This is a genomic window from Brenneria corticis (assembly GCF_003115855.1).
GTDB classification, from domain to species: domain Bacteria; phylum Pseudomonadota; class Gammaproteobacteria; order Enterobacterales; family Enterobacteriaceae; genus Brenneria; species Brenneria corticis.
The window spans coordinates 1-5,783 of sequence record NZ_KZ819120.1 but is presented as its reverse complement, the minus strand read 5'-3'; the positions used below and the strand labels follow the sequence as shown (position 1 = coordinate 5,783).

Below are 5,783 nucleotides of genomic sequence, written 5' to 3'. Positions count from 1 at the left end.
TGCTGCCGCTGGAGCCGGGCGCCGAGGAAGAGATCAAGGTCGCCGTCCGGGCCGCCAAACTGCCGCGCGTTGGCTAATGGCAGTAAAGCCGCTGTACAAGCGTACGGCGGCTCACACACTTTCCTTTTTGGAGAACAAACTATGTCAACGCATGACATGAGTGCCGGTGTGGCCAATGCTGACGCCGGTTCCGCTGCTGCGAGCGGGACATCCAATGCCGAGCTGGTCGCCCGTCTTGAACGTTTGCCCATCACGCGTCGTATCTTCTGGACCCGAAATATCATCGGCGCGGCGACGTTCTTTGATGGTTACACGGTGATCTGCATCGCTTACGCGATGCCGCTTCTGGTTCAGGAATGGGGGCTTGACCCCAAGCAAACCGGCATGATTTTATCCGCAGGCTATCTTGGTCAGCTTCTTGGCGCGGTCTTCTTCGGTTGGCTGGCTGAGCGGATAGGACGCCTTAAGGTGCTGCTTTTCACCATTCTGTTGTTTGTCAGTATGGATGCGGCCTGCCTGTTCGCCACCGGCGCGCTGATGATGATGATCCTACGCTTTGTGCAGGGTATTGGCACCGGGGGAGAAGTACCGGTCGCGTCGGCCTATATCAATGAATATATCAGTTCGAAAGGACGAGGTCGGTTCTTCCTGCTTTATGAGGTGATGTTTCTGCTCGGTTTGGTTGCCGCAGGATTGATCGCCCGCGCGTTTGTCCCGCTCTATGGCTGGAAGGTGATGTTTATCGTCGGTCTTGTCCCGGCGTTCATCCTTCTTCCCTGTCGCTTTTTTATGAAGGAATCCCCGCGCTGGCTCGCTTCACAGGGACGGCTGGCCGAAGCGGACAGTATCGTGACCGGTCTGGAGCGAGGCGCGATTGCCCAGGGGTTCACATTAGAGACGCCTAAAGTGACAATCCAGGAGAAAAAAGAAAAAACGTCTCACTGGAGCGGACTGTTTCAAGGGATATATCGTAAACGCACACTTACCATTTGGACGATGTGGTTTACCTCGTATCTGGTTGCCAACGGCATGATCACCTGGTTGCCCACGCTTTATCGCCAGGTCTATAAGCTGCCGTTGGAGACCAGCATCAGCTACGGTCTGACGACATCCGTGATGGGGGTTATCGCCTCTGTCGCGTGCGCCCTGCTGATTGACAAGGTTGGGCGTAAGCGCTGGTATACCTTTGCCTTCTTGCTGGCGCCCATCCCCCTCATCACGCTTGCCTTGCTGGGCGCTACGTCGGCAGAACAAGTCCTGGTTTGCGCCGGCTTGTCCTATGCGATCATCCAGACCGTCACCTTCTCGCTGTACCTCTACTCCGCTGAAATCTATCCGACCCGTATGCGGGCCATCGGTACCGGCCTGGGTAGCGGCTGGCTGCGGTTAGGGTCATCGACGGGCCCCATTGTGGTGGGAACGATTATGGCATCGAGTGGCATTAGTACGATGTTCGGTTTCTTTGCCGGCGTTTTACTGGTGGGAGCGGTAGTAACGATACTGTTCGCCATTGAAACGAAAGGCCGCGTGCTGGAAGAGCTTTCACCATAGCAAAAGGACGCGCGCAAGGGGAAATGCGCTGTCCAGGCGGCGCGTTTCCCCACTATTGGAGAGGGCGTTCGGCGTTTCATCGTTGAGGTATAAAATGAAATTAGCAAGTTTTAGGGTTGGGCATAAAGAAACATATGGGTTGAAAGTTGAAGCCGGTATCGTCGATTTAGGTAAAAGGCTTGGGGCGCGCTATATCGATCTCCGGTCATTGATTGAAGGCGACGGCATTGCCGCCGCCAGGCGTTTTTTACAAGCCAAACCCGATTATCAAGAGGAGGACGTGGTATTTCTTCCCGTGATTAATAATCCCAGAAAAATTTTCTGTGTAGGCATGAATTATGCGGAAAAGCGCACGGAGTTTGGCGAATTAAATCCGGCCCCTACGTTATTTATTCGTTTTCCTGATTCTCAGGTTGGACATAATTGCGGCGTAGAGAAACCCGCTCAGTCAAATGAATTTGACTATGAAGGGGAACTGGCGGTCATTATTGGCAAGAAAGGAAAAGAGATTTCGGCATTAGACGCCTTCTCCCATATTGCCGGATACAGTTGCTATATGGATGGTTCCGTTCGCGACTGGCAGCATACCTGGTTCACCGCGGGGAAGAACTGGCGGAATACCGGCGCATTTGGCCCGTGGCTGGTGACGTGCGATGACGTGCCGGAACCGCAAAATCTGCATATCGAGACCCGACTTAATGGCAACACCGTGCAGGACGACACCACCGCCAGCATGATTCACCCTATCGAAGAGTTGATTGAATATATCAGTACCTTCAGTGAATTATCTCCCGGCGATGTCATTATTACCGGTTCCCCCGGCGGCGTTGGCAAGAAACGCACGCCACCGCTTTTTTTGCATGAGGGCGATATTGTGGAAGTTGAAATCGAGCATATTGGCTGCTTGCATAACCGCGTCACCACACGGGGACAGGTATGTAGCGCGGCATAAAAGCGCCGATTTGATAACGCGAAGTAGGGCGGATATATAATAACTATTTTTTTAGCCGGATAAATACGGTGATGTACTGGTTATCCGGATTTTCTATTTTAGCTCGTATTCACATTTTAAAACGGTAACGGAAAATATCATTATTCGGAGGAAAGAATGCGTGCTTTATTGGAACGAATGCTGCAGGTCAGCATTGCGAAGAAACTCTATGGCGGATTTGCCGTCGTATTAGCGTTGATTATTATTGCGGTGTTCTTCAGTGCATTACGTTTTGCTGAAATTCGTGATTTATATACAAAGACTACGCTGGTATCCGAGATAAACCATTATCTCGATCAATCGAAAATAGCCCGCGTGAAGTTCTTTTATACGCTGGATGAAGAGAATGCCAACAATATGATGAAGTATGTTTCTCAGATAACGGCGCAGCAGGAAAATGCGCGCCAACTGCAGTGGGAAGAGAGTGATTGGCAGCATTTCCTGCATCTGAGCGAACAAATGACGCAGTATCAACATGAGCTGAAAGAGATCGCGCTGGCGGCATCCGCCGTGCGCGCGCAGAAAAATGCCGATCCTATCGCGGGGACGGCGCAGGATACTGCGCCGTGGCAGCGCCTCAAAGCGGCGGATACGCAATCCATCAAGACGGGGTTTGCGGTTACCGACACCCTTGATCGCATCGCGAGCCAGCTTGATGAGAAGAACCGGCAAGTCATCAATCGCTCGGTTGCGGAAATTATCGTTATCGGTATTTGCGCCGTGCTGCTGGGGGCATTGATCGCCGGATCGGTGACGCGTCTGATTGCGAGATCGGTACGTGCCAATCTTGAATTGGCGCAGCGCATTGCCGAGGGCGATCTGTCCGTGGTCGAGGGCAGGGTGCGCCGTGACGAACTGGGCATGTTGACGCAAGCCATGATCGACATGACGCAAAAACTGTGCGGGCTGATGATAGATATTCGGGACAGCGCGCATCAGGTTGCCGCGGCTTCTTCCTCCATTGCGGACGGCAACCGTAATTTGTCTTCACGTACCGATCAGCAGGCGGCGGCGATGGTGGAAACGGCCGCCAGCATGGAGGAGTTGACCGCCACCGTCACGAATAATGCCGACAACGCGCGGCACGCCGGACAACTCGCGCGCCAGGCATCCGGCAACGCCAACCGAGGTGGCGACATCATCAAACAGGTGGTGACGACGATGTCGGATATCACCGGAAGCTCGCGCAAAATCGCTGACATCACGTCGGTCATCAACAGCATTGCCTTTCAAACCAACATACTGGCGCTAAACGCTGCGGTGGAAGCGGCGCGCGCCGGGGAGCAAGGGCGCGGGTTTGCCGTCGTCGCCAGCGAAGTGCGAAATCTGGCGCAGCGCAGTTCACAGGCGGCCAGAGAGATTGAAACCTTGATTGCGGAATCGGTCATGCGGGTGGATGAGGGCGCGTCGCTGGTAGCAAAGGCGGGCTCCGCCATGCATGAAATTGTGACGTCTATCGGCGCTGTTGATAGCATCATGAACGATATTTCGGTGGCGTCGGATGAACAGAGTCGCGGTATTGCGCAAATCGGCGATGCCGTGACGGACATGGATCGCACTATCCAAGAGAATGCCGCGATGGTCAGTGATTCCACCAGCGCGGCATTGGCGCTGGAGGGGCAGGTCGCGCGCCTGGCCTCATTGATTGCGGTGTTCCGCTTGCCGGGGAGCGATATCCCCGCGCCCATGGTCACGGACCAGCGCAGCCGTTTCGTCGCGTTGCCCGAACGCGAGCAGGGAAGTTGGGTATAGCGCGGAGGGATCGCATTAGCGGGCTCAGCCCGCTAATGCCGGAGAGATACGCGAGCGTCACTCCCTGAGCGGCGCGCTGGAACTGCGTGGGATCAGGCTCGGCATTACGCGCCGGATGGCATCGGCGGGCTCGGTGCCAGCCAGCAGCAGTTCAACGGCGATGGAAGCGACGTGATCGAACGGGATATGCACGGAAGAGAGCGGTACCGGCAAGCGTGCGGATAGCGGGATATCGTTATACCCTACCAGTGATAAATTCTGCCCTATCGTCAGCCCTAGCCGGTGTGCGGCGGCCATGACGCCGAACGCCAGATCGTCGTTGACGGCGAAAATGGCCGTCGGCCTGCGCGATCCGCTTAACAGCGCCATTCCCTCGCTTTCTCCAGACTCGATGCTAAAGCCGGATTCCCGGATCCAGGTGGGGTTAGGGGTTAATCCCGCTTCACGCATCGCGCGGTGAAATCCCTCGCGCCGATAGGTCGCGCCGGAGGAAAAACTGGGTCCGGCCAGCATACCGATATCCCGGTGGCCCAGATCGATCAGATGGCGCGTCGCCAGATAGCCGCCCTGCTCATCGTCGCCGATGGCGGAACGGCTAACGCCGTCGGTACGCAGCGCCAGAACGTGCGCGACATTCTGCTGCCGCAGTTCCGCCGGTAAATGATCGTCCAGCCGGCTGGTGGCGAGAATCAGACCATCTACACGACGATCGAGCAGGGATTCCGCCGCCTGCTTTTCCTGTACCGGATCGTCGCCGCAGGTGGCGACGATGGCAAAGTAGCCGTAGCGCTGCGCCGCGCGGCAGATCGCCTCATACAGTAATGCCATCACCATATCGCTCAGGCGCGGCACCAGTACGCCAATGGTGCCTGTGCCGCCACGACGCAGGCTGGATGCCATAATATCACGCCGGTAACCCAATTCCTGCGCTACCTGACGTACCCGCTCGGCGGCTTTACTGCGGGAAGGGGGAAGCCGTTCATCCAGCACGCGAGAAACGGTGGAAACGCTCACCCCGGCTGCCGTGGCGACATCCTGCAGGGTGACGGGCTTGCTTCCCAACTTACGGCTTGGTCCATTGGGCGGAAAGGTATTAGGGTCCATGTAATCCCTTGATTATTATTTTAAAAAATAAAACAGGCACAGTGTGTCGCCAATGATATCCGCGTGATGTGTACGAATTTATTATGTAATGGTTCCAGGACTTTGGCTATACCTCGGGATTTCAAATCTACGCCCACGGCCGGAAAAATCTATTATTATCATGCTGATGCATGCTATCAAAGGTAAAACCGTGTTTTTTTTGCACTCAGGGGCGGGATAGGTTGCGCGGTGTCTATCGCGAATGCGCCCGTCATTCAGCCTGTGGCGACGGGCGCATGGGTCATGTCGTGGTCGAAAACGGTCTGGCGTTAGCCGACGCGCGGCAGCTCGGCGGCGCGGACGGCGACCTTGATCTCTTCCTCGGCGCCCGGCTCCAGCGGCAGCA

General features: G+C 55.7%; 4 protein-coding genes. 3 read left to right on the top strand and 1 reads right to left on the bottom strand.

Going from position 1 to position 5,783, the window contains the following annotated elements:
• Positions 1–141: 141 nt before the first annotated feature.
• From DDT56_RS24015 to DDT56_RS24005, 3 genes are all read left to right on the top strand, one after another.
• A complete protein-coding gene (locus tag DDT56_RS24015) occupies positions 142–1,551 on the top strand; it encodes an MFS transporter (RefSeq protein ID WP_136168862.1) in 1,410 nt (469 codons plus the stop codon).
• A 94-nt stretch (positions 1,552–1,645) separates the two neighbouring features.
• The gene (locus DDT56_RS24010; RefSeq protein WP_136168864.1) at positions 1,646–2,503 is read left to right on the top strand and encodes a fumarylacetoacetate hydrolase family protein; all 858 of its coding nucleotides are present in this window, start codon (positions 1,646–1,648) and stop codon (positions 2,501–2,503) included.
• Positions 2,504–2,659: 156 nt separating this feature from the next.
• The gene (locus DDT56_RS24005) at positions 2,660–4,294 is read left to right on the top strand and encodes a methyl-accepting chemotaxis protein (RefSeq protein ID WP_168197687.1); all 1,635 of its coding nucleotides are present in this window, start codon (positions 2,660–2,662) and stop codon (positions 4,292–4,294) included.
• Between the two features lie 57 nt (positions 4,295–4,351).
• Here the strand turns inward: DDT56_RS24005 and DDT56_RS24000 are convergent, their stop codons facing one another.
• The gene (locus DDT56_RS24000) at positions 4,352–5,398 is read right to left on the bottom strand and encodes a LacI family DNA-binding transcriptional regulator (protein ID WP_136168861.1); all 1,047 of its coding nucleotides are present in this window, start codon (positions 5,396–5,398) and stop codon (positions 4,352–4,354) included.
• Positions 5,399–5,783: the final 385 nt, after the last annotated feature.

Bases quoted from the DNA above. Each gene is read 5' to 3' on its own strand.
- DDT56_RS24010 (WP_136168864.1), top strand. From the start codon at position 1,646: ATGAAATTAGCAAGTTTTAGGGTTGGGCATAAAGAAACATATGGGTTG.
- DDT56_RS24005 (WP_168197687.1), top strand. From the start codon at position 2,660: ATGCGTGCTTTATTGGAACGAATGCTGCAGGTCAGCATTGCGAAGAAA.
- DDT56_RS24000 (WP_136168861.1), bottom strand. From the start codon at position 5,398: ATGGACCCTAATACCTTTCCGCCCAATGGACCAAGCCGTAAGTTGGGA.
- DDT56_RS24015 (WP_136168862.1), top strand. From the start codon at position 142: ATGTCAACGCATGACATGAGTGCCGGTGTGGCCAATGCTGACGCCGGT.